The 19,026-nt window shown below is 66.8% G+C and carries 23 protein-coding genes; 18 read left to right on the top strand and 5 right to left on the bottom strand.

Annotated elements, in window-relative coordinates; genetic code table 11:
- The first annotated feature begins 47 nt into the window (after nt 1–47).
- Together QF040_RS00645 and QF040_RS00640 are read left to right on the top strand one after the other, a co-directional pair.
- Complete coding sequence (locus QF040_RS00645) at nt 48–1,340, top strand: YeaH/YhbH family protein (RefSeq protein WP_306877676.1); 1,293 nt, start codon at nt 48–50, stop codon at nt 1,338–1,340.
- Between the two features lie 61 nt (nt 1,341–1,401).
- Nucleotides 1,402–2,949 carry a SpoVR family protein gene (locus tag QF040_RS00640; protein WP_429609272.1) on the top strand — a complete coding sequence of 516 codons (1,548 nt, stop codon included), beginning with the start codon at nt 1,402–1,404 and terminating at the stop codon, nt 2,947–2,949.
- A gap of 10 nt (nt 2,950–2,959) precedes the next feature.
- Here the strand turns inward: QF040_RS00640 and aroQ are convergent, their stop codons facing one another.
- Nucleotides 2,960–3,400: a type II 3-dehydroquinate dehydratase gene (gene aroQ / locus QF040_RS00635; RefSeq protein ID WP_307604949.1), complete on the bottom strand. Its 441-nt coding sequence runs from the start codon at nt 3,398–3,400 to the stop codon at nt 2,960–2,962.
- Between the two features lie 72 nt (nt 3,401–3,472).
- On the opposite strand from aroQ, the gene QF040_RS00630 reads away from it, so the two are divergent.
- The 10 genes from QF040_RS00630 to QF040_RS00585 are packed head-to-tail and all read left to right on the top strand — an operon-like array spanning nt 3,473 to nt 10,654.
- Nucleotides 3,473–4,156, top strand: a complete 684-nt coding sequence (locus QF040_RS00630; RefSeq protein ID WP_429609271.1) for a Rieske 2Fe-2S domain-containing protein — start codon at nt 3,473–3,475, stop codon at nt 4,154–4,156.
- A gap of 10 nt (nt 4,157–4,166) precedes the next feature.
- A complete protein-coding gene (locus QF040_RS00625; RefSeq protein WP_429609270.1) occupies nt 4,167–5,030 on the top strand; it encodes an aromatic ring-hydroxylating dioxygenase subunit alpha in 864 nt (287 codons plus the stop codon).
- Nucleotides 5,027–5,677 (top strand): glutathione S-transferase family protein, encoded by a 651-nt coding sequence (locus QF040_RS00620; RefSeq protein ID WP_429609269.1) that lies wholly within the window; start codon nt 5,027–5,029, stop codon nt 5,675–5,677. The genes QF040_RS00625 and QF040_RS00620 overlap by 4 nt, the downstream gene beginning before the upstream one ends.
- A 59-nt stretch (nt 5,678–5,736) precedes the next feature.
- A complete protein-coding gene (locus QF040_RS00615) occupies nt 5,737–6,843 on the top strand; it encodes an S-(hydroxymethyl)glutathione dehydrogenase/class III alcohol dehydrogenase (protein WP_013540323.1) in 1,107 nt (368 codons plus the stop codon).
- A 19-nt stretch (nt 6,844–6,862) separates the two neighbouring features.
- Entirely contained in the window at nt 6,863–7,783 is a 921-nt protein-coding gene (locus tag QF040_RS00610; RefSeq protein WP_429609268.1) for an alpha/beta fold hydrolase, read from the top strand.
- Nucleotides 7,780–8,658, top strand: a complete 879-nt coding sequence (fghA, locus tag QF040_RS00605) for an S-formylglutathione hydrolase (RefSeq protein ID WP_429609267.1) — start codon at nt 7,780–7,782, stop codon at nt 8,656–8,658. Before QF040_RS00610 ends, fghA begins: the two co-directional genes overlap by 4 nt.
- Before the next feature lie 47 nt (nt 8,659–8,705).
- Complete coding sequence (locus QF040_RS00600) at nt 8,706–9,200, top strand: GNAT family N-acetyltransferase (protein WP_234974980.1); 495 nt, start codon at nt 8,706–8,708, stop codon at nt 9,198–9,200.
- A 25-nt stretch (nt 9,201–9,225) separates the two neighbouring features.
- Nucleotides 9,226–9,615, top strand: a complete 390-nt coding sequence (locus QF040_RS00595; RefSeq protein ID WP_307684916.1) for a VOC family protein — start codon at nt 9,226–9,228, stop codon at nt 9,613–9,615.
- Complete coding sequence (locus QF040_RS00590; RefSeq protein WP_429609266.1) at nt 9,612–10,043, top strand: TfoX/Sxy family protein; 432 nt, start codon at nt 9,612–9,614, stop codon at nt 10,041–10,043. Before QF040_RS00595 ends, QF040_RS00590 begins: the two co-directional genes overlap by 4 nt.
- On the top strand, nt 10,040–10,654 hold the full coding sequence (locus QF040_RS00585; protein ID WP_429609265.1) for a 3'-5' exonuclease: 615 nt from the start codon (nt 10,040–10,042) through the stop codon (nt 10,652–10,654). Before QF040_RS00590 ends, QF040_RS00585 begins: the two co-directional genes overlap by 4 nt.
- A 12-nt stretch (nt 10,655–10,666) precedes the next feature.
- Here the strand turns inward: QF040_RS00585 and QF040_RS00580 are convergent, their stop codons facing one another.
- Nucleotides 10,667–11,395, bottom strand: coding sequence for an alpha/beta fold hydrolase (locus QF040_RS00580; protein WP_429609264.1), 729 nt, complete (start codon nt 11,393–11,395; stop codon nt 10,667–10,669).
- Between the two features lie 148 nt (nt 11,396–11,543).
- On the opposite strand from QF040_RS00580, the gene QF040_RS00575 reads away from it, so the two are divergent.
- From QF040_RS00575 to arsH, 4 genes are read left to right on the top strand one after another with little or no spacing between them, the layout of a single operon-like run.
- The gene (locus QF040_RS00575; protein WP_429609263.1) at nt 11,544–11,873 is read left to right on the top strand and encodes an ArsR/SmtB family transcription factor; all 330 of its coding nucleotides are present in this window, start codon (nt 11,544–11,546) and stop codon (nt 11,871–11,873) included.
- Between the two features lie 19 nt (nt 11,874–11,892).
- Complete coding sequence (locus QF040_RS00570; RefSeq protein ID WP_429609262.1) at nt 11,893–13,185, top strand: arsenic transporter; 1,293 nt, start codon at nt 11,893–11,895, stop codon at nt 13,183–13,185.
- Nucleotides 13,182–13,613: an arsenate reductase (glutaredoxin) gene (gene arsC / locus QF040_RS00565; protein WP_429609261.1), complete on the top strand. Its 432-nt coding sequence runs from the start codon at nt 13,182–13,184 to the stop codon at nt 13,611–13,613. Before QF040_RS00570 ends, arsC begins: the two co-directional genes overlap by 4 nt.
- On the top strand, nt 13,597–14,319 hold the full coding sequence (gene arsH / locus QF040_RS00560; protein WP_429609260.1) for an arsenical resistance protein ArsH: 723 nt from the start codon (nt 13,597–13,599) through the stop codon (nt 14,317–14,319). The genes arsC and arsH overlap by 17 nt, the downstream gene beginning before the upstream one ends.
- A gap of 123 nt (nt 14,320–14,442) precedes the next feature.
- On the opposite strand, the gene QF040_RS00555 is transcribed toward arsH, so the two are convergent.
- Nucleotides 14,443–15,435 (bottom strand): helix-turn-helix domain-containing protein, encoded by a 993-nt coding sequence (locus tag QF040_RS00555; RefSeq protein ID WP_429609259.1) that lies wholly within the window; start codon nt 15,433–15,435, stop codon nt 14,443–14,445.
- 140 nt (nt 15,436–15,575) lie between these two features.
- On the opposite strand from QF040_RS00555, the gene gnd reads away from it, so the two are divergent.
- Together gnd and QF040_RS00545 are read left to right on the top strand one after the other, a co-directional pair.
- Entirely contained in the window at nt 15,576–16,997 is a 1,422-nt protein-coding gene (gnd, locus tag QF040_RS00550; protein ID WP_429609258.1) for a decarboxylating NADP(+)-dependent phosphogluconate dehydrogenase, read from the top strand.
- A 4-nt stretch (nt 16,998–17,001) separates the two neighbouring features.
- Nucleotides 17,002–17,559: an N-acetyltransferase family protein gene (locus QF040_RS00545; RefSeq protein ID WP_429609257.1), complete on the top strand. Its 558-nt coding sequence runs from the start codon at nt 17,002–17,004 to the stop codon at nt 17,557–17,559.
- Here QF040_RS00545 and QF040_RS00540 read toward each other — a convergent pair.
- Together QF040_RS00540 and QF040_RS00535 are read right to left on the bottom strand one after the other, a co-directional pair.
- Entirely contained in the window at nt 17,556–17,996 is a 441-nt protein-coding gene (locus tag QF040_RS00540) for a DUF2000 domain-containing protein (protein WP_307599182.1), read from the bottom strand. The genes QF040_RS00545 and QF040_RS00540 overlap by 4 nt on opposite strands.
- Complete coding sequence (locus tag QF040_RS00535; protein WP_429609256.1) at nt 17,993–18,760, bottom strand: TetR/AcrR family transcriptional regulator; 768 nt, start codon at nt 18,758–18,760, stop codon at nt 17,993–17,995. Before QF040_RS00535 ends, QF040_RS00540 begins: the two co-directional genes overlap by 4 nt.
- Between the last annotated feature and the right edge of the window lie 266 nt (nt 18,761–19,026).

Genomic DNA, 19,026 nt, shown 5'->3' with positions numbered 1-19,026 from the left:
GACGCACCTGAATCGTTCTCTTCTTTGCAAGGAGCTTTGACACCATCGTGGCCATCCTGCAGCAGATCATCGACCGCCGGCTATCGGGCAAGAACAAGTCCATTGGCAACCGCGAGCGCTTCCTTCGGCGCTACAAGGGGCAGATCCAGGAGGCGGTGCGGCGCGCCGTGAGCGGCCGCAACATCCGCGAACTGGAGCAAGGCGAAGACGTGACCCTGCCGCGCCACGATGTGTCCGAACCGGTATTCGGGCACGCCCGCGGCGGCGATCGCGAGTACGTGCATCCGGGCAACCAGGAGTACCTGAAGGGCGACCGCATCGCACGCCCCGACGGCCAGGGCGGCGGCGGTTCCGGGAGCGGCGAGGCGGGCGACAGCGGCGAAGGCGAGGACGACTTCGTCTTCCGCCTCACGCGCGAGGAGTTCATGCGCGTGTTCTTCGACGACCTCGCGCTGCCGCACCTCATCCGCACGCAGATCGCCGACGTGCCCGAGTGGAAGAGCCACCGCGCCGGCTTCACGAGCGACGGTTCGCCCAACAACCTGCACGTGGTGCGCTCGATGCGCGGGGCGCTCGCGCGCCGCATCGCGCTCGGCGGCGAACCACGCAAGGAGCTCAAGCGGCTGGAGCTGCATCTCGAACACCTGAAGGCGCATCCGCAGGCCGCCTCGGCGCTGATCCAGACGGAGATCCGCGAAACCGAAGAGCGCATCGCCGAGCTGCGCCGCACGATGCGGCACGTGCCCTACATCGATCCGATCGACCTGCGCTACCGCAACCGCGTGAAGACGCCGGTGCCCAGCGCGAAGGCGGTGATGTTCTGCCTCATGGACGTCTCGGGCTCGATGGACGAGGCGCGCAAGGACATGGCCAAGCGCTTCTTCATGCTGCTCTACATGTTTCTCACGCGGCACTACGAGAAGATCGACCTCGTCTTCCTGCGGCACCACACGCAGGCGCAGGAAGTGACCGAGGAAGAGTTCTTCCACGCGACCGAAACCGGCGGCACCGTGGTCTCGAGCGCGCTGGTGCTGATGGACGAGATCATCAAGGCGCGCTACCCCAGCGGCGAATGGAACGTCTATGGCGCGCAGGCCAGCGACGGCGACAACTGGCACCAGGACAGCGGCCGCTGCCGCGAGCTGCTGGTCAACGACATCCTGCCGGTGGTGCGCTACTACGCCTACGTGCAGGTGGCAGAGACCGAGCAGAACCTGTGGCAGGAGTACGCGCAGCTCGAAGGCGTGCAGCCCAACTTCGCGATGCGCAAGGTCGCTGACGCGCAGGACATCTACCCTGTGTTCCGCGACCTGTTCAAGAAGGAAGGGGTCACCTCATGAACGCCGCGCCGGGCCGCCCCAAGCAACCTCGCACCGCAGTGCGAAGCACGGAGGTACTCCAATGAACACCACCGCCACCGACCGCCCGCCCTCGGACCTGAGGCTGGAGCGCCTGCCCAGCCCCTCGGACTGGACCTTCGAGCTGATCGAGACCTACCACACCGAAATCGCGAAGACGGCCAAGGGCTTCGGCCTGGACACCTATCCCAATCAGCTCGAGGTGATCACCGCCGAGCAGATGATGGATGCCTACGCCAGCGTGGGCATGCCGATGATCTACCGGCACTGGTCGTACGGCAAACAGTTCATCGCGACCGAGAAGAACTACAAGCGCGGCCACATGGGCCTGGCGTACGAGATCGTCATCAACTCCGATCCGTGCATCGCCTACCTCATGGAAGAAAACACCATGGCCATGCAGGCCCTGGTGATCGCGCATGCGGCCTACGGCCACAACAGCTTCTTCAAGGGCAACTACCTGTTCCGGATGTGGACCGATGCGTCGTCGATCATCGATTACCTCGTCTACGCGCGCCACTACATCGCCGAATGCGAAGAGCGCCACGGCCTCGATGCGGTCGAGGAACTGCTCGACTCCTGCCATGCGCTGATGAACTATGGCGTCGACCGCTATCGCCGGCCCCAGAAGCGTTCGCTCGCGCAAGAGAGCGCGCAGCGCGCCGACCGCGAACGCCACATGCAGCAGCAGGTGAACGACCTCTGGCGCACGCTGCCCAAGCGCGCCGAGCAGGCGGCCGAGTCCGACGCCACGCGCCGCTTTCCCTCGGAGCCGCAAGAGAATCTGCTGTACTTCATCGAGAAGAACGCGGCGCTGCTTGAACCCTGGCAGCGCGAGGTCGTGCGCATCGTGCGCAAGATCGCGCAGTACTTCTATCCGCAGCGCCAGACGCAGGTGATGAACGAAGGCTGGGCCACCTTCTGGCACTACACGCTGCTCAACACCATGTACGAGCGCGGCCAACTGGCAGACGGCTTCATGATGGAGTGGCTCAGCTCGCACACGGGCGTGATCTTCCAGCCGCCGGTGGGCCACCGCGCCTACAGCGGCATCAATCCCTATGCGCTGGGCTTCAAGATGTTCACCGACCTGCGGCGCATCTGCGAAAAACCCACCGAGGAAGACCGCCGCTGGTTCCCCGACTTCGCGGGCACCGACTGGGTCAAGACGCTCGACTACGCGATGCGCAACTTCAAGGACGAGAGCTTCGTCGGCCAGTTCCTGAGCCCGAAGACGATGCGCGACTTCCGGCTGTTCGCGATCCGCGACTACCAGAGCGAGGCCGAACTCGAGGTGTCCGCCATCCACGACGACAGCGGCTACCAGTCGCTGCGCGAATCGCTCTCACGCCAGTACGACATCAGCAGCCGCGAGCCCGACATCCAGGTGTGGAGCGTCGCCACGCGCGGCGACCGGTCGCTGACGCTGCGGCACACGCAGCGCAACAATCTGCCGTTGCACGACGGGGCGGAAGAGGTGCTCAAGCACGTCGCGCGGCTCTGGGGTTTCGATGTGCACCTCGAAAGCATCGACAGTGCGGGGCGCATCAGCCGCAGCTGGAAGGCCACGGCGCCCAAGCAGATGTACTAACGGGTCAGGGTCAGGGCACCAGCGCGGCAATCGCCAGCGGGTAACCCTTCACCCCCAGCCCCACGATGATCCCGCGCGCCGCGGGCGAGATGTACGACTTGTGGCGAAACTCTTCCCGCGCATGCACATTGGAGATGTGCAGTTCGATCAGCGGCACGCTCGCGCCCTTGATCGCGTCGTGCAGCGCGATCGAGGTGTGGGTGTAGGCACCGGGGTTCATCACCACGCCGAGCATGTTGCCCGCAGCCACTTCGCGGCCCGCTTCCTGGATCCAGTCGATCAGCACGCCTTCGTGGTTCGACTGGCGGCATTCGATCTCGACGCCGAGCTTCGCGCCCGTGTCCTTGCACAGTTGCTCCACATCGGCCAGCGTGTCGCGTCCGTATTGCTCGGGCTCGCGCGTGCCGAGCAGGTTGAGATTGGGGCCGTTGAGAACGAGGATTTTCTTCATGGTGAATCGGGGTCTGGTCGAGGCGGAGACGACAATTATGGTCGCCCCACGGCCCTGTGAAATCCACACCCCATGAACACTGACCCTGCTTCCCACGACATGCCTCGCTGGCATCCCGTGGCCCCTTCGGCCGACCTGCGCCCCGGCGCCAACATCGTCGCCGGCTTCGCGGAAGGCCAGGAACTCGCGCTCTGGCGCTCAGCCGACGGCGCCGCCCAGACCTGGGACAACCGGTGCCCGCACCGCAGCGTGCGCTTCACGCTCGGCCAGGTGATCGAAGACCGCCTCGCCTGCGCGTACCACGGCTGGCAGTACGCCGCGGGCAACGGGCAGTGCGTGAGCATTCCGGCGCACCCGGCGATGCAGGCACCGCGCAACGTCTGCGCCAAGGTGTTCGGCGCGGTCGATGCGGCCGGCATGTTGTGGGTCAATCTTGCGCAGGACGCTTCTGCTGCGCCGCCATCGCTGGCCGATGCCGTGCCGACCGGCTGGCACTTCTGCCGCACGCTGACGCTGCGTGCCGACGCGCAAGCGGTACGCGACGCCCTCGCACAGCGCGGCTTTGCGGCCGACGCGGCAGCGGACGCAGTTCGCGGTGCGCTCGAAGAGGTGCGAACCATCGCGCTCGTGCTCGACGCGCAGCCGCAACTCACTTTCGTCCACCTGTGGACCGAGGCATCGCCCGGTTCCGGCGCGATGAAGACCCTGCACGCGGCCGCGCGCAACCTGCGCAGCGCCATCGAAGTACAAGGCTGAAGGAACCGCGATGCCCTTCGTCACCGATGACTCCAACATGCTCGACGACTGGCTCGTCGTTGGACCTGTAAATGCGCTCGCCTGCACCTCGGAGCAGCAACCGCATGCCACCCGCCTGCTCGGCGAAACGCTGGCGCTCTGGACCGATGCCCACGGCACGCCGCAATGCCGCCTCGCCGCACAGCCGCTGGCCGTGCAATCCCGCTACGGCTACCTCTGGGTCTGCCCGAGCGGCCGCCCCGCACGCCCGCTCTTCGCGTTCCCCGAGTACACCGAGCCCGGCCGCCGTACCGTCGATTGCGGCGGCATCGGCGTCGCGGTCTCGGGCCTGCGCGTCATCGAGAACTTCCTCGACATGGCGCACTTCCCCTTCGTGCACGCCGACTACCTCGGCAAGGTGCCGCACACCGAGGTCGCGCCGTACCGGGTGGACATCGATCCCGCCACCAACGAGATCTGGGCGACCGACTGCCGCTTCTGGCAGCCGCGCGCCTCGGCCGCGCACGACAGCGGCGCCGACGTGCGCTACACCTACCGCGTGATGCAGCCCTTGTCGGCCATGCTCTACAAGTCGAGCGCACGCCCGGACGCGCAGGACGCCATCGCCCTCTTCCTGCAGCCGATCGACGACGAGCACGTGATCGCGCACACGATGCTCGCCTGCTTCGACGAGGTATCGACCGACGCCGAGCTCATCGCCTTCCAGCAGACGATCTTCGGACAGGACAAGCCGATTTTGGAGAACCACGCCTTCAAGCGCATGCCGCTCGAAGGCCGCGCCGAGTCGCCGACGCGCGGCGACTCCTCTTCGGTCAACTACCGGCGTTGGCTGCGCGAGCGCGGCATGCGCTTCGGCACGAGGGCCGCCGCATGACGACGATGCTGAAGCTGTACGACTACCCGCTCTCGGGCAACTGCTTCAAGGTCCGCCAGATGCTCGCGTGGCTTGGCGTGGCCTACGAAACCGTGCCGGTCGATTTCCATCCGGGCCGCGCGCACAAGTCGGCAGCATTCCTCGCGAACGTCAACCCGCTCGGGCAGCTCCCGGTGATCGACGACGACGGCTTCGTGCTGCGCGACGCACAGGCCATCCTGGTCTACCTCGCGAGCCGCCACGACGCGCAGCACCGCTGGTATCCGGACGACGCCAGGCTGCGCGGCCAGGTCGCGATGTGGCTCGCCACGGCCGACGAGATCACCCGCACCGCCTCGGCCGCCCGGCTGCACGACGCGCTCGGCTACCGCCACCTGGACATCGACGCCTGCCGCAGCGGTGCGCGCGCCGTGTTCCGCGTGCTGGACGACCACCTCGCCGAACAGGCCAGCGCGGGCCGGCGCTGGCTGGCTGCGGCGCCCGAGCCGACGATTGCCGACCTCGCCTGCTTCCCGTATGTCGCGCTGGCCGGCGAAGGCGGCATCTCGCTCGACGAGTTTCCGGCCCTGCGCCACTGGGTCTGGGATTTCCGACACCTCCCAGGGTTCATCGGGATGTCGGGTATCTTCCCTGCTGGCCCCGCCTGAGTATTCTTGGGCCCTCGCCTCCCTCCCCCCTCTTTCTCCCTCTTTCCCCCGAACCCGCCATGAAAACCAAAGCCGCCGTCGCCTGGAAATCCGGAGCCCCGCTCACCATCGAAACCGTGGACCTCGAAGGCCCCAAGTTCGGCGAAGTGCTGGTCGAGATCAAGGCCACCGGCATCTGCCACACCGACTACTACACGCTCTCGGGCGCCGACCCCGAAGGCATCTTCCCCGCGATCCTGGGCCATGAAGGCGCGGGCATCGTGGTCGACGTGGGCCCCGGCGTCACGACGCTGAAAAAGGGCGACCACGTCATTCCGCTCTACACGCCCGAGTGCCGCCACTGCAAGTTCTGCCTCTCGCGCAAGACCAACCTGTGCCAGCTGATTCGCGGCACGCAAGGCAAGGGCCTGATGCCCGACGGCACCTCGCGCTTCAGCCTGGACGGCAAGCCGATCGCGCACTACATGGGCACCTCGACCTTCAGCAACTACACGGTTGCCCCTGAAATCTCGCTCGCCAAGATCCGCGAGGACGCGCCCTTCGACAAGGTCTGCTACATCGGCTGCGGCGTGACCACCGGCATCGGCGCGGTGATCTTCACGGCGAAGGTGGAAGCCGGCGCCAACGTGGTGGTGTTCGGCCTCGGCGGCATCGGCCTCAACGTGATCCAGGGCGCCAAGATGGTGGGCGCCGACAAGATCATCGGCGTCGACCTGAACCCCGAGCGCGAGGCCATGGCCCGCAAGTTCGGCATGACGCACTTCATCAACCCGAAGGACACCGAGAACGTCGTCGATGCCATCGTGCAGCTGACCGACGGCGGTGCCGACTACAGCTTCGAGTGCATCGGCAACACCAAGGTGATGCGCCAGGCGCTCGAATGCACGCACAAGGGCTGGGGCCGCAGCATCATCATCGGCGTGGCCGAAGCGGGCGCGGAGATCAGCACGCGGCCGTTCCAGCTGGTCACCGGCCGCAAGTGGGAAGGCTCGGCCTTCGGCGGCGCACGCGGCCGCACCGACGTGCCGAAGATCGTGGACTGGTACATGGAAGGCAAGATCAACATCGACGACCTGATCACGCACACCATGCCGCTGGAAGACATCAACAAGGGCTTCGATTTGATGAAGCGCGGCGAGTCGATTCGCGGCGTGGTTCTTTACTGATCGACAGGAGGCGTTCGCCATGAACCGCATGGAACCCCTCCGCAAGATCGAGGCGGGCGTCCTCGAAGTCGCGTACCACGAAGCCGGCCCCGCGGACGGGCCGCCCGTGCTGCTGATGCACGGCTTTCCGTACGACATCCACACCTACGCCGAAGTTGCGCCGATGCTCGCCGACCAGGGCTGCCGCGTCATCGTGCCGTACATGCGCGGCTACGGCGGCACGCGCTTCCTGAGCGACGCCACGCCGCGTTCGGGCGAACAGGCGGCGTTCGGCGCCGACCTGCTCGAGATGCTCGACGCGCTGAACATCGACCGCGCGGTGCTCGCCGGCTACGACTGGGGCGGCCGCGCCGCCTGCGTGGTCGCGGCGCTGTGGCCCGAGCGCTGCGCGGGGCTGGTCTCGCTCAACAGCTACAACATCCAGAACATCGCGAAGGCGATGGAGCCGGACACGCCCGAGAACGAATACAGCCTCTGGTACCAGTACTACTTCCACAGCGAACGCGGCCGCGCCGGGCTCACGAAGGACCGCAAGGCGATCGCGAAGCTGCTGTGGAAACTGTGGTCGCCGACCTGGCAGTTCGACGACGCCACCTTCCAGCGCAGCGCCGCCGCCTTCGACCATCCGGATTTCGTCGACGTGGTGATCCACTCATACCGCCACCGCTTCGGCCTCGTGCCCGGCGACCCGGCCTATGCGGACATCGAACATCGCCTCGCCGCGCAGCCCGCAATCACCGTGCCGGCGATCACCTTCGACGGCATCGACGACGGCGTGCGGCCGCCGGCCGATGCGTCGGCCCACGCGAACCGCTTCAGCGGTCCGCGCTCGCACCGTCTCGTGCCCGGCGCCGGCCACAACCTTCCGCAGGAAGCGCCGCGCACCTTTGCCGATGCGGTGCTCGAACTGGTGCCCGCACTGCGCAACGAAAAGACATGACCGATCACACCCCCAAGACCCTTTCGGAACACCCCTGCTTCGGCGGCGTTCAGAGCTTTCACGAACACGCCTCGCAAGAGATCGGGCTGCCGATGCGCTTCTCGGTCTACCTGCCGCCGCAGGCTGCGAACGGGCCGGTGCCGGCGCTGCTGTACCTCGCGGGCCTCACCTGCAGCGAGGAGACCTTCGCCATCAAGGCCGGCGCGCAGCGCATGGCCGCGAGCCTGGGCCTTGCGCTGATCGCGCCCGACACCAGCCCGCGCGGCCCCGCCGCCGAGTGCGTGCCCGGCGCGAAGGACGACTGGGATTTCGGCATCGGCGCCGGCTTCTACCTCGACGCCACGCGCGAGCCCTGGGCCACGCACTGGCGCATGGAGAGCTGGATCGTCCAGGAGCTGCTGCCGCTGGTGGCGCAGCACTTCGCGATCGACGGGCAGCGCATCGGCATCTTCGGCCACTCGATGGGCGGCCATGGCGCGCTCACGCTGGCGCTGCGGCATCCGGGGCGTTTCAAGTCGCTGTCGGCCTTCGCGCCGATCTGCGCGCCCACGCAGTGCCCGTGGGGCGAGAAGGCGTTCAGCGGCTACCTCGGCGCGCCGGGCGTGGACCGCGCGCAGTGGCTCGCGCACGACGCCAGCGCGCTCATGCAGTCGCAGACCGTCGCGCCGTATCCGCAAGGCATCCTCATCGACCAGGGGCTGGCCGACAAATTCCTCGCGGAGCAACTGCATCCGGAGACGTTCGAGGCGGCCTGCTTCGCCGCGGGCCAGCCACTCACGCTGCGCCGCCATGCGGACTACGACCACGGCTACTACTTCGTGCAAAGCTTCATGGCCGACCACATCGCGCACCACGCGCAATCGCTGCACGCCTGATCGACTGCGGCGTGACTGCGGGATGCACGCGCCGTATCATGAATCGCATGTCAGCCGCCCAAATCCCCGCCTTCCACCTGCGGTCGCGCGATGGCACCGCCGAAGAGAGCATCGTGCTGGCCGGCATCTGGCGGCGCGCATGGATTTCGGCCAATCGCAACGCCGCCTTCACCGAACCGATCTCGCATTGGCTCAAACGCGTGCAGACCGAATTCGTGCCGCCGGCCGAAGTGGTGCTCGCGGAGCGCGATGGCCAGGTGCTCGCGTTCATGGTGCTGCTGGAGCGGCGCGAGTACGTGGCGCAGCTCTTCGTCGAGCCGCACCTGCGCAACCAGGGCCTCGGGCAGGCGCTGCTCGACGAAGCATGCGTGCGCATACCGACGGGGTGGCGGCTCCACGTGGCCACCACCAACACTGCCGCGCAGCGCTTCTACGAACGCTACGGCCTCGTGCGCGGCACGGTCGACCGGCATCCGACCAGCGGACGCGAACGCATCGCCTACCATTGGTCGCCCTCCCGCCCGCCATGGCGGATTGGCTGAGCGGCCCTCACCTTCTTCTCGTGTCATGCGCATCGATCACATCGCACTCTGGACCACCGATCTCGAACGCTGCAAGCGCTTCTATGTCGACTACTTCGGCGCGACGGCCGGCGCGGGTTATGTCAATCCGTCCAAGGGTTTCGCCTCCTGCTTCCTGAGCCTCGGAGATGGCGCCCGCATCGAGGCGATGACGACCAGCACGCTTGCGCCCGTCGCGGCCGAAGCCGGCGCGCAGCGCATGGGCTGGACGCACCTGGCGATCAGCGTGGGCTCCGACGCCGCGGTCGATGCGCTCACGCAGCGCCTAAAGGCGGACGGCTATCCGCTGCTCGACGGCCCGCGCCGCACCGGCGACGGCTACTACGAGAGCGTGGTGCTCGACCCGGACGGCAACCGCATCGAGATCACCGCATGAGCGATTTCGTCCAGAGCCTGCACGAGGTCTTCGAGCGCCTCGGCCGCATCCAGACGCGCCGCATGTTCGGCGGCCATGGCGTGTGGCACGAGGGCCGCATGATCGCGCTCGTTTTCAAGGACACGCTGTACCTCAAGTCCGATGCCGGCAGCGCCGAGCATTTCGACCGGCTGAACCTGCCGCCCTTCACCTATGTGCGGCAGGGCAAGGAGATGCCGATGTCGTACCGGCAAGCCCCGGCCGACTTCTTCGAAGACCGTGAAGAAGCCGCGCGCTGGGGCCGCCTCGCCTATGAATCCGCCCTGCGTTCGGGCCAGCCTCCGAAGCAGCCCAAGCCAAAGCCCAAAGCCGCAGCGAAGAAAGCCGCTGCAAAAAAGACACCCGCAAAGAAAGCCCCAGTGAAGACCAAGAAAGCAACTCCTCGGTGAGCGAGAACACACCCTCCTCGCTGCAACCCCTCCCCGAACGCGAGCAGATCCTCCTGCTCGAGCCCTTCGAGGGCCTGGACCTGAAGGACATCGTCGTCGTCACCACGCTGCAAGAGGCCGAGCACGCAGCCGCCACCTTGCTGGCCGCCGGCGTCGCCGGCTTCGACACCGAATCCAAGCCCACCTTCGCGAAGAACGAGGTCTCGGGCGGGCCGCACGTGGTGCAGTTCTCCACGCGCGACGGGGCCTGGCTCTTCCAGCTGCACCGCACCGAATGCAACCCGGTGGTCGCCGCGCTGATCGCATCGACCGAATTGAAGAAGGTCGGCTTCGGCCTCTCGACCGACCTCACGCTGATCCGCAACCGTCTGAACATCGAGCCGGGCGCGGTGTACGACATCGACAACGAATTCCGCCGCCGCGGCTACCGCAAGTCGGTGGGCGTGAAGACGGCGGTGGCGCTGGTGTTCGACCGACGCTTCATGAAGTCGCGCAAGGCGACCACCTCGAACTGGGCCAACAAGCAGCTGACGGAATCGCAGATCCGCTACGCGGCGAACGATGCCTATGCGTCGATCCGCGTGTACGACGCGCTCTTCGCCGGCGCTTGAATCCCGGAGCCCTCAGTCCCGCCCCGCCTCCAGGATCGCCTGCGCGAGCCGCGCGGGATTCGAGAAGAACATCTCGTGGCTGCCGGGGCACTCCACCAGCCTGAAAAGCCCCAGCCGCTCCGACAGGCGCGGATGCCACGGCAGGCTGTGCGGCAGCGCGATGTCCTGCTGGCAATTGACGTACGACTTGCCGAGCGCAAGAGCGGCCAGCGGCTGCTTCAGGCTGATCTTGTCGGTGAAGGTGCGGTACGCGTGCGGGTTCAGCTTGTCGTAGGCGGCCTGCGCGAGTGCGAGGTCGGCGTCGTTGATGAACGCCTCGCGCCAGACCTCGAACGGCAAGGTCACGGCATTGCCGTTCGCGCCGGCGATGGCGTCGAACATCGCGACGTAGTGCGGCGGCACCATGCCGTTGAGCGATTCGCCATCGAGCGGCACGAAGGCGTTGATGTAGACGAGGCGCTTCAACCGGTGCGCGATGCGGTCGGCCACGCCCGAGATCACCATGCCGCCGTAGCTGTGGCCCGCGAGGCGGACTTCGCTCAAGTCTTTTTCCTCGATGTAGCGGACGGCCGAGGCGATCGCGTCTTCGAGGCCGGTGGTCGCGCGGTCGTCTCCCGGCCGGTTGCCTGCCAGCGTCGGGCAATGCACCGAGTGCCCGGCTTTGCGCATGTGATCGGCCACGGCTTCGATTTCGGCGCCGGTGTGCCAGGCGCCGTGGACGAGAACGTAGGTGTCGGGCATGGGTGTCTCCTTCTTGGTTGGGGGGTTGTGAGGCAACGCGACTGTAGGAATGCGCACGCGCCGCGGATGGCCGATTCGCGCCAGCGCGATGGCCGATTCGTGCCACAGGTGAGTTGCCGTCATTCAATAATTCAAAGATACTTGAATCATGGAAGAAAACGACGTCGTCCGATCGCTGGCTGCCCTCGCCCAGCCCATTCGCCTGCGGGTATTCCGCGCCCTCGTGGTGGCCGGCCCCTCGGGCCTGACTCCCAGCGCACTGACCGAGGCGCTGGAGGTTTCGGCGACGGGCCTTTCCTTCCACCTCAAGGAGCTGGTACACGCCAGCCTGATCTCGCAGGAGCGACAGGGCCGCAACCTCATCTACCGCGCGTCGTTCGACCGGATGAATGCACTGCTGGGCTACCTCAGCGAGAACTGCTGCGAAGGCGAAGCCTGCGCGGTCGACGGCGGCAAGGCCGCGGCCTGCAACTGCTGAGACAAGAGCCTTCCCCCGAATGCTGCCGGCCGTCCTGATCTTTGTCTTCACGCTCGTGCTCGTCATCTGGCAGCCGCGGGGCCTCGGCATCGGCTGGGGCGCATCGCTCGGCGCGGCGATCGCCCTGCTCTCCGGCGTGGTCCAGCTCGCCGACATCGCGGTCGTCTGGGGCATCGTGTGGAACGCGACCGCGACCTTCGTTGCCGTCATCCTCATCAGCCTGCTGCTCGACGAAGCGGGCTTCTTCGAATGGGCCGCGCTGCACGTGGCGCGATGGGGCGGCGGACGCGGCCGGTTGCTCTTCGCATTCATCGTGCTGCTGGGCGCCGCGGTCTCGGCGCTCTTCGCCAACGACGGCGCGGCACTCATCCTCACGCCCATCGTGATGGCCATGCTCGTCGCACTCGGCTTCACGCCCGCAGCCACGCTCGCGTTCGTGATGGCGGCCGGCTTCATTGCCGACACGGCCAGCCTGCCGCTGGTCGTGTCGAACCTGGTGAACATCGTCTCGGCCGACTTCTTCGGGATCGGCTTCAACGCCTACGCGTCGGTGATGGTCCCCGTGAACATCGCGGCCGTAGTTGCCAGCCTGGCAATGCTGATGCTGTACTTCCGCCGCGGCATTCCCGCGCGCTACGACGTGGCGCAGCTCAAGGCGCCGGCCGACGCGATCCGCGACCCTGCAACATTCCGCGCGGGCTGGGTCGTGCTGGTGCTGCTGCTCGTGGGCTTCTTCGGACTCGAACCGCTCGGCGTGCCGGTCAGCGCCGTCGCCGCCGCCGGTGCGGCGCTGCTGCTTGCGGTGGCTGCGCGCGGCCATGTCATCAGCACGCGCAAGGTGCTGCATGGCGCGCCGTGGCAGATCGTCGTGTTCTCGCTCGGCATGTACCTCGTGGTCTACGGGCTGCGCAACGCGGGGCTGACGGCCCAGACCGCCTCGCTGCTGAACGCCTTTGCGCAAGGCGGCGTCTGGGGCGCGGCCTTTGGCACCGGCTTTCTTGCAGCCGCGCTGTCGTCGGTGATGAACAACATGCCGACGGTGCTGGTCGGCGCACTCTCCATCGACGCCTCGAGCGCGAGCGGCCTCGTGAAGGATGCGATGGTCTACGCCAACGTGATCGGCTGCGATCTCGGTCCGAAGATCACGCCCATCGGCAGCCTTGCCACGCTGCTCTGGCTGCATGTGCTCGAGAAGAAGGGCACGCGCATCGCCTGGGGCTACTACTTCAAGGTCGGCATCGTGCTGACCGTGCCGGTGCTGTTCGCGACGCTCGCGGCACTGGCGCTCCGGTTGAACCTCTCCCTCCCATGAACGACATCACCATCTATCACAACCCCGCCTGCGGCACGTCGCGCAACGTGCTCGCATTGATCCGCAACACGGGCGACGAGCCCACCGTCGTCGAGTACCTGAAGACCCCGCCCGACCGCGCCACGCTGACAAGGCTGCTCGCGGCGATGGGCGTGCCGGTGCGCGAGGTGCTGCGCCAGAAGGGAACGCCGTATGACGAACTCGGCCTCGGGGATGCGAAGTGGAGCGACGAGCAGTTGATCGATTTCATGCTGCAGCACCCGATCCTCATCAACCGGCCGATCGTGGTGACGCCGCTTGCCACGCGCCTGTGCCGGCCTTCCGAAGCGGTGCTCGACATCCTGCCGCGACCGCAGCACGGTGCGTTCACCAAGGAAGACGGCGAAGCCGTCATCGACGCGAAAGGCCAGCGTGTCGCCAAGCCTTGACGATCTCCCCCAGCTCGACGCTGGCGCCTTTCGCCAACCCGGGTTGCAGCAACTGCTGCCGGCAACGCGCGCAACGCATGCGCCGCGCATCCTGCTGCTCTACGGATCGCTGCGCGACCGCTCGTACAGCCGCCTCCTGACCGAGGAAGCCGCACGCCTGCTGCGCGCGATGGGTGCCGAGCCGCGCATCTACGATCCGCGCGGCCTGCCCCTGCCCGACAGCGAACCCGAAGACCACCCGAAGGTGCAGGAGCTGCGCGAGCTTGCGCAATGGTCCGAAGGCATGGTGTGGACATCGCCCGAACGCCACGGTGCGATGGCCGGCATCATGAAAGCGCAGATCGACTGGATTCCGCTCGCTGTCGGCTCGGTGCGTCCCACGCAGGGCAAGACGCTCGCGGTGATGCAGGTGTCGGGCGGCTCGCAGTCGTTCAACGCAGTGAACCAGTTGCGTGTGCTCGGCCGCTGGATGCGCATGGTGACGATCCCCAACCAGTCGTCGGTGGCGAAGGCCTTTCTCGAATTCGACGACGACGGGCGCATGAAGCCTTCGCCGTACTACGAGCGCGTGGTCGATGTGATGGAAGAACTGGTGAAGTTCACGCTGCTCACGCGCGACTGCGCGGATTACCTGGTTGATCGCTACAGCGAGCGGCGAGAGAACGCCGAGGCGCTGTCCAGGCGCGTGAATCTGCGCAGCATCTGATAGGGAATTGCGTTCGATCTACCAAAACCGTTCGGGCTGAGCTTGTCGAAGCCTCGCGCGGCGCTTCGACAAGCTCAGCGTGAACGGATCTGCCGTTTCGAGCGCCACCCGGTACAAGGCGGCTCAGCGCAAGCGTCGCAACTCCCCCGGCGTGCGCCCCAGGTGCCTTCGGCACTGCCGCACGAAATGCGAGGCATCGCGGAGCCCGACGCGAAACCCGATCTCCGCGATGCTCAACCGGTCGAAGCGCGCATCGGCCAGCATGCGCTGCGCCACCTGCATGCGAAAGCCCGTGAGCGCGGTCGCGAAGGTGGTGACGCCATCGGTCAGGCAGCGGTGCAGGCTGCGCTCCGAAATGCCCAGCTCGCGCGCCACGCCCGCGGCCGTGAGGCCCGGCTCGGCATGGCGCTCGCGGATGGCGTCGAGCACGCGGCGGCGGAGGGCCGCGCGGCCGCTCTGGTCGGACGCCACTGTCGCCCCGGGCACCTGCTGCCCGAACGCCAGCGAGAGCAGGCCGCCCAACTGGTCGGTCAGCAGCGCCGGCATCAGCGGCGGCTTCGTGGCCACCTCGGGCGTCAGTTGCTGCGCGAAGGCACTGAGCACGCTGCCCCAACCGCTGCGCCCGTCGATGCGGCGCGCCACGAGGTCGCCGGCATCGGGCAGCCACGACTCGACCCAGGCGGTCGGCAACTCCAACGAAAGGGTGTCGGCCGATTGCAGGAAATGAAACGCATAGCAACGCCGCGAGTCCACCAGCACCACGTCGCCCGGCAGCATGCGCGCGGAGCGTTCTTCCTGCACGGCCACCCACGGCGAATCGGTCTTGCAGAGCAGGTAGTAATAGTTGCTGCGGCTCTGGGCGATGGCGCGGCGCGTGCGGTAGACGTCCTGCGCGGTGCCGCGCACCCGGTTCACGCCGATCGAGCCGAACGGCACGGATTCGAGCGTGGCACCGAACGCGCCGGCACCGGTGCTGGTCACGTCCATTTCGAGAAAGCCCTCGCAGACGGCGCCGATCCAATAGTCCAGCCGCTGCGACGGCGGCACGGCGTCGGTCGACCAGGCGTGGATGGCGACGGGCGCGGAAGCAGCAGCAACGGTGGCGGCGGGGGTCATCCCGCCGAACATAGCCAGCCCGGGCCCGTTTGCCAAGCGGGTATAGACGCGCTCGGACGCCGGCCTCCGGTGGCCCCGGCACAATGACCGCCACATCCAACCGTCATCAACCGCATACCAAGGAAGGGCTCCGGGAAAACATGAGCAAGAAAAGCGATTTCGGACTGATCGGCCTGGCCGTCATGGGCCAGAACCTGGTGCTGAACGTGGAAAGCCGCGGCTTCCAGGTCAGCGTCTACAACCGCACCGAGGCCACGACCGAAGCCTTCATCGCCGAAAACCCGGGCAAGAAGCTGGTCGGCGCGAAGACGCTCGAAGAGTTCGTCCAGAGCCTCGCCAAGCCCCGCAAGATCCAGATCATGGTCAAGGCCGGCGCGCCGGTGGACCAGGTGATCGAACAACTCATTCCGCTGCTGGAGAAGGACGACATCGTCATCGACGGCGGCAACAGCCTCTACACCGACACCGAGCGCCGCGATGCCTACCTGAGCAGCAAGGGCCTGCGCTTCATCGGCGCGGGCGTCTCGGGCGGCGAGGAAGGCGCGCGCAAGGGGCCGTCGATCATGCCGGGCGGCCCGCTTTCCACCTGGGAGGTGATGAAGCCGATCTTCGAGAGCATCGCGGCCAAGGTGGACGGCGAGCCTTGCGTCATTCACATCGGCCCCGGCGGCGCGGGCCACTACGTGAAGATGGTGCACAACGGCATCGAGTACGGTGACATGCAGCTCATCTGCGAGGCCTACAGCCTGTTCAAGGCGGCCGGCTTCACGACCGACGAGATGGCCACGATCTTCAACGAATGGAACGACGGCGAACTGCAGAGCTACCTCATCCAGATCACCGCCAAGGCGCTCGAGCAGAAGGACCCGGAAACGGGCAAGCCCATCGTCGACCTGATCCTCGACAAGGCCGGCCAGAAGGGCACGGGCCAGTGGACGCTGATCAACGCGGCAGAGAACGCGGTGGTCATCAGCACCATCAACGCCGCCGTCGAGGCGCGCGTGCTCTCGTCGCAGAAGAAGGCGCGCGTGGCGGCCAGCAAGGTGCTGCAGGGACCGAAGGTCGAACTCTCTCTGGAGAAGAAGGCGCTGGTGGCCAAGGTGCACGACGCGCTTTATGCCTCCAAGGTCATCAGCTACACGCAGGGCTTCGACCTCATCAAGACGATGGGCGACAAGAAGGAATGGAAGCTCGACCTGGGCGGCATCGCGTCGATCTGGCGCGGCGGCTGCATCATCCGCGCGCGCTTCCTGAACCGCATCACCGACGCCTTCCGCACCGATGCGGCGCTCGCCAACCTGATGCTCGATCCGTTCTTCAAGGACTTGCTGAACCGCACGCAGCAGAACTGGCGCGAAGTGGTGGCGCTGGCGGTGAGCAACGGCATTCCGGTGCCGGCGTTCAGCGCCTCGCTCGCCTATTACGACAGCTACCGCACCGAGCGGCTGCCGGCGAACCTGCTGCAGGCGCAGCGCGACTTCTTCGGCGCGCACACGTATGAGCGCACCGACAAGCCCGAAGGCCAGTTCTTCCACACGGACTGGCCCGAAGTCATCGGCTGATGCCATGCCCGCCGTCGGCTACCCCAGTCATCTCATCGAGGACTGGCACCTCGCCGACGGCACGCCGGTGCGCATCCGCCCGATCCACGCCGACGACCTGCCGATGCACACGGCGTTCGTCGCGGGCTTGTCGAACGAAACCGGCTATCACCGCCTCCTCTCGCCACGCAAGCCCCAGCCTGACGAGCTCTGGCGCATGACCCACATCGACTACGACCGCGAGCTCGCGCTCATCGCGACCACCGTGGTCGATGGCGCGGAGCAGCAGATGGGCGTGGTGCGCTATGTGCGCGGCGACACGCCGGAGACAGCGCACGTCGCCGAATTCGCCGTCGTGATCGGCGATGCGTGGCAGCACCGCGGCGTTGCGATGAAGCTCATGCGCAAGCTGATCGAGGCGGCCGCCGAAGCCGGCGTGAAGCAGCTGGCGGACATCACGCTCTACGACAACGTCGGCATGCTGGCGCTCGCGCGCAAGCTGGGGTTCAAGGTACAGCGTGATCCGGGCAATCCGAACGTCACGCGGCTGCGGCTGGCGCTCGATGCGCCCGCGCGCTCCTAGCCAAGTAATCCGAGCTTCGACACCACCTTGCCCAGCGGCTTGCGCTCGCCGACGAGCGCCACCGCAACGTAGCGGAGCGCCTCCCCCGGCACCGCAGCCACGGCGTCGCCAAAGGCCGCGTAGTTGGTGGTCTGTTGGCCCTGCACCGGAAAGTCGACCACGTCGCATTCGGTGGTCGCCATGGCCTTGTGACGCACCGCGGCCAGTTCCTCCTGACTCGCGCCGAGCACGGCGATGCCGATGGGAATGAGGCCGGGATGCACGCCGCCCGACGCATCGACCAGCGGTGCGCCGACCAGCCCCGGATGGCGCTGGCCGACGGTGAGCGCCACCACGGCCGCGGCGTTGGCGGCGAGCCCGGCGGGCAGTGCGTTGTCGACGACGATCACGCAGCGTTCGGGCACGGCCGGCGAAGCAGAAGGTACAGAGTCGTTCATGAAGAAGCCTTGCGAGGCGTGAGAGACGATGAAGGCGATGAAGGCGATGGCGGCGACGAAGGGACAGCCGCGTCGAGCCGCCGCAGCGCATGGCCGACCTCGGCGCGGAACTGCGAGAGCGCATGCAGCGACGCATCGGCGGGCACGAAGGCGCTCCACAGCAGGTCGGTGAGCTGCGACGCGGTCTCCTCGATGTCGGGCTTCTTGCCGGAGACGACGTAGTCCCAGAGCACATGCTCCATCGAGCCGAAGACCATGTCGCGCAGCAGCCGCAGCGGCACGCCTTCGCGCAGCTCGCCGGCGTCGCGCGCAGCAGCCAGCGCGTGCATGAACGGTGCGGTGTAGCGGCGCTTGAGGTCGGCGATGACGCTGCCGAAGGCTGCATCGGCCGTGCGCCCTTCGCTCAGCACCAGCGCGCAGATACCGGCGCCCTCGCCCATCAGGTTGACCAGGTGCTTGCGCACGACAAAGGCCAGTTGTGCGCGCAGGCCGTTGATCTGCGGCAGCTCGCGTTCGACCTCGCCGGAGATCTGGTCGTACCAGCGGCGGATGACCTCCAGGCACAGCTCGCGCTTGCTGCCGAAGTAGGTGAACACGGTGGCCTCGGAGACGCCCAGGCGCTGGGCGATCTCCAGCGTGGTGGCGCGCTCGAAACCCTTCTCGGCGAAGACTTCCCTGGCTACCGCGAGCAGGCTCTCGATGCGGCGGCCGGATTTCTCGGTGCGTGCGAAACGCGGCGCACTGGCGGTGTCGTCTCGGGGCATGGCGGATGAGTTTTTGAGTGTTGCTTAATCATATTTCACTCTCAGCATCATTGCACACCAGAATAAATTGAGCCACGCTTAGATATCCTCGGCTCGCCGCCGAAGATGAGCAACGCACCGAAAACCGCGGCCGGCGCTGCGCCCCTTGCACCTCGCAGCCACCAGCCGAAGTCCGTCCACATGCGACCTTTTGGTAAAGCGCCACACCAAAGAAATGGCGGGAGCAAACTTAAATCTACTTCCTTATGATGCGAAACCTTTTTCCG

It is taken from the genome of Variovorax sp. W2I14, assembly GCF_050435205.1.
GTDB classification, from domain to species: Bacteria; Pseudomonadota; Gammaproteobacteria; order Burkholderiales; family Burkholderiaceae_C; genus Variovorax; species Variovorax paradoxus_C.
The sequence above is the reverse complement of the archived record's forward strand: the minus strand, read 5'-3'. Positions and strand labels throughout refer to the sequence as shown.

What these genes read in the sequence shown, in the direction of transcription:
- QF040_RS00640 (WP_429609272.1), top strand. Translation starts at nt 1,402, where the DNA reads ATGAACACCACCGCCACCGACCGCCCGCCCTCGGACCTGAGGCTGGAG.
- aroQ (WP_307604949.1), bottom strand. Translation starts at nt 3,400, where the DNA reads ATGAAGAAAATCCTCGTTCTCAACGGCCCCAATCTCAACCTGCTCGGC.
- QF040_RS00630 (WP_429609271.1), top strand. Translation starts at nt 3,473, where the DNA reads ATGAACACTGACCCTGCTTCCCACGACATGCCTCGCTGGCATCCCGTG.
- QF040_RS00625 (WP_429609270.1), top strand. Translation starts at nt 4,167, where the DNA reads ATGCCCTTCGTCACCGATGACTCCAACATGCTCGACGACTGGCTCGTC.
- QF040_RS00620 (WP_429609269.1), top strand. Translation starts at nt 5,027, where the DNA reads ATGACGACGATGCTGAAGCTGTACGACTACCCGCTCTCGGGCAACTGC.
- QF040_RS00615 (WP_013540323.1), top strand. Translation starts at nt 5,737, where the DNA reads ATGAAAACCAAAGCCGCCGTCGCCTGGAAATCCGGAGCCCCGCTCACC.
- QF040_RS00610 (WP_429609268.1), top strand. Translation starts at nt 6,863, where the DNA reads ATGAACCGCATGGAACCCCTCCGCAAGATCGAGGCGGGCGTCCTCGAA.
- fghA (WP_429609267.1), top strand. Translation starts at nt 7,780, where the DNA reads ATGACCGATCACACCCCCAAGACCCTTTCGGAACACCCCTGCTTCGGC.
- QF040_RS00600 (WP_234974980.1), top strand. Translation starts at nt 8,706, where the DNA reads ATGTCAGCCGCCCAAATCCCCGCCTTCCACCTGCGGTCGCGCGATGGC.
- QF040_RS00595 (WP_307684916.1), top strand. Translation starts at nt 9,226, where the DNA reads ATGCGCATCGATCACATCGCACTCTGGACCACCGATCTCGAACGCTGC.
- QF040_RS00590 (WP_429609266.1), top strand. Translation starts at nt 9,612, where the DNA reads ATGAGCGATTTCGTCCAGAGCCTGCACGAGGTCTTCGAGCGCCTCGGC.
- QF040_RS00580 (WP_429609264.1), bottom strand. Translation starts at nt 11,395, where the DNA reads ATGCCCGACACCTACGTTCTCGTCCACGGCGCCTGGCACACCGGCGCC.
- QF040_RS00575 (WP_429609263.1), top strand. Translation starts at nt 11,544, where the DNA reads ATGGAAGAAAACGACGTCGTCCGATCGCTGGCTGCCCTCGCCCAGCCC.
- QF040_RS00570 (WP_429609262.1), top strand. Translation starts at nt 11,893, where the DNA reads ATGCTGCCGGCCGTCCTGATCTTTGTCTTCACGCTCGTGCTCGTCATC.
- arsC (WP_429609261.1), top strand. Translation starts at nt 13,182, where the DNA reads ATGAACGACATCACCATCTATCACAACCCCGCCTGCGGCACGTCGCGC.
- QF040_RS00555 (WP_429609259.1), bottom strand. Translation starts at nt 15,435, where the DNA reads ATGACCCCCGCCGCCACCGTTGCTGCTGCTTCCGCGCCCGTCGCCATC.
- gnd (WP_429609258.1), top strand. Translation starts at nt 15,576, where the DNA reads ATGAGCAAGAAAAGCGATTTCGGACTGATCGGCCTGGCCGTCATGGGC.
- QF040_RS00545 (WP_429609257.1), top strand. Translation starts at nt 17,002, where the DNA reads ATGCCCGCCGTCGGCTACCCCAGTCATCTCATCGAGGACTGGCACCTC.
- QF040_RS00540 (WP_307599182.1), bottom strand. Translation starts at nt 17,996, where the DNA reads ATGAACGACTCTGTACCTTCTGCTTCGCCGGCCGTGCCCGAACGCTGC.
- QF040_RS00535 (WP_429609256.1), bottom strand. Translation starts at nt 18,760, where the DNA reads ATGCCCCGAGACGACACCGCCAGTGCGCCGCGTTTCGCACGCACCGAG.